The 2188-nt window shown below is 75.8% G+C and carries 2 protein-coding genes; both read left to right on the top strand.

The genetic code is table 11. From position 1 onward, the window contains the following. Nucleotides 1–347 precede the first annotated feature (347 nt). Nucleotides 348–752, top strand: a complete 405-nt coding sequence (locus ACFV61_RS35640; RefSeq protein ID WP_380496308.1) for an FtsX-like permease family protein — start codon at nucleotides 348–350, stop codon at nucleotides 750–752. Beyond that, a partial coding sequence (locus tag ACFV61_RS35635; RefSeq protein ID WP_380496306.1) for a hypothetical protein occupies nucleotides 749–2188 on the top strand: 1440 nt, incomplete at its 3' end. The genes ACFV61_RS35640 and ACFV61_RS35635, both read left to right, overlap by 4 nt.

Genomic DNA, 2188 nt, shown 5'->3' with positions numbered 1-2188 from the left:
GTCGAGGGCTTCTTCCGGGGAGCCGGACGGCAGCCCGCTGGGCAGGAAGTTGTCGCGGTAGCTGTCGTTGCTGGCCAGGTAAAGCGAGAAGCCCCCTGCCGGCGGCCGGCCCCAACGCGCTCCTGGTCGACCTCTCCACCACGGCCCGGCTGCTGGCCGCACAGGGCGGCGAACTGCCCAACCGCGCCGAGTGGTGGCTGCCCGCGACCGGCCCCGGCGACCGGACCCCCGCGGAGGCCGCCGCCGCCCTGCGCGCCGCCCCCGGCACCCAGGACGTCCAGCTCTACGAGGAGGCCGCCGAGGCCCTCCTCAGCGACCCGGTCGGCGCCGCCCCGCAGAGCGCGCTCATGGTCATCGCGGTCGTCACCGGGGTGCTCGCCGCGATCGGCTTCGGCGCCGCCGTGGCCGCCTCCGCCCGCGAACGCTCCCGGGACTCCGCCCTGCTGCTCGCCCTGGGAGCCCGCCGCAAGCAGGTGACCCGCACCATGGCCGCCGAACAGGCCCTCCTGGTCGCCCTCGGCGGGGCCGTCGGGCTGGGCCTCGGCACGCTGCTCGTCCACCTGATCGTGCCGTTCGTCGTGCTGACGCCCGCCGCCCGCCGCCCGACGCCCGGGGCGCTGATCGAGCTGCCGTTCGGTCAGGCCCTGCTGCTCACGGCCGCGATCGCCGTCGTTCCCCTGCTCTCGGCCTTCCTGATCGGACGCCGCCGTCGAGACGTGGCCGCCCGGCTGCGCCACGTGGAGGAGATGTGACCACCAAGGCCGGCACCACCGTGCCCACCCCGTCGCCCGAGCCCGCGCCCGCCCACGGCCCCGCGCCCTGGGTCCGCACCCGGCTCCGCGCGACGCCGCTGGCCACCCTGCTCATGGCGGCGCTCGCCTTCGTCACCGTGTTCATGGCGGCGGCCTTCCCCCGCGTCGTCGACCGGAGCGCGGACAGCGCCCTGCGGGACTTCGTGCACCAGAAGGGCGTCAACGCGACCAGCCTGCAGGCCACCTCCGAGCCGAACCTGAGTGACCCGGCCTCGGCCCTCGACGACGTGCAGCAGAAGCTGACCGCGGAGATCGGCCGGAACCTGCCGCTCACCGAGACCAGCCAGCTCTACGGCAGCCGGGCCAAGTCCCCGCGCAAGATGTTCAACGAGGGCTACGCCCGTGTCTCCGACCATCCGCCGGTGCTCGGCCTGCTGTACCTGCACGGGCTCAAGGAGCTCGTGACCCTCACCGACGGCGTCTGGCCGGGCCCCGCGGCCGAGGGCGCACCCCTGCCGATGATCATCAGCCAGAAGGCCGCCGAGACCATCGGCGTCAAGCTCGGTGACGTCGTCGACAACGGCAGCGACCTGACCGGCCGGACCCGGTCCACCGTGGTCGGCTTCTACCGCGTCAACAACCCCACCGACCCGACCTGGGACGACGTGGGCTGTCCCGCCCGCGCCTGCCTGGAGGGCCAGGGCGCGGAGCTCCACTGGGCGACCACCGGTTTCGTCACCGACACCGGCCTGCACCAGCTGATCCTCTGGGGCAACGGCGGCGTGAACTTCTGGCGGCTGCCCGTCGACTCCGCCGCCCTGCGCGCCGACCAGCTGGCCGAGACCCGCGCCACCGTCGGCTCCTTCCTGGTCGGGCGCGGTGCCACCACCCTCGCCGACGTGACCAAGCGCCCGGACCTGCACGTCACCTCGCTCCTGCCCGACATCTTCACCCGGGCCACCGCCCGCTACGACGCCGCGGCCCCGCTGGCCGTGATCGGACCGGCCGGAGTGGCCGGGGTGGCCGTCGTGGTGCTGTGCCTCGCCGCGGCCCTCACCGCCGACCGGCGCACCGCCGAACTCCGGCTGCTCCAGGCCCGCGGCGGCTCGCGCGGCGGCATCCTGCTGCGCCTGCTCGGCGAGGGCGCGGCGACCGTGCTGCCCTCCGCCCTGCTCGGAACGGCCTTCGCCCTGGTGCTGCTGCCCACCCCCCGGTGGGGCAACGCCCTGCTCACCGCCCTGGCCGTCGCCCTGATCGCCGTGCTGGCCTTCCCGGCGCGCGCCGCCGTACTGCTGTCCCCGCCGAAGGCCGTGGCCGGCTGGCGCCGACTCGTCGGCGAACTCGCCGTCCTGGCCGTCACCGCCCCGGCCGGGCCCGCGGACCCCCCGCCCGCGGTCGCCCCCCGGCACGCGCTCGGCCCCGAGCCGGTGGGCGCC

Origin of the sequence: Kitasatospora sp. NPDC059817, from assembly GCF_042731835.1 — a bacterium.
Taxonomy (GTDB): Bacteria; Actinomycetota; Actinomycetes; order Streptomycetales; family Streptomycetaceae; genus Kitasatospora.
This window is presented reverse-complemented; position numbering and strand designations above follow the sequence as displayed.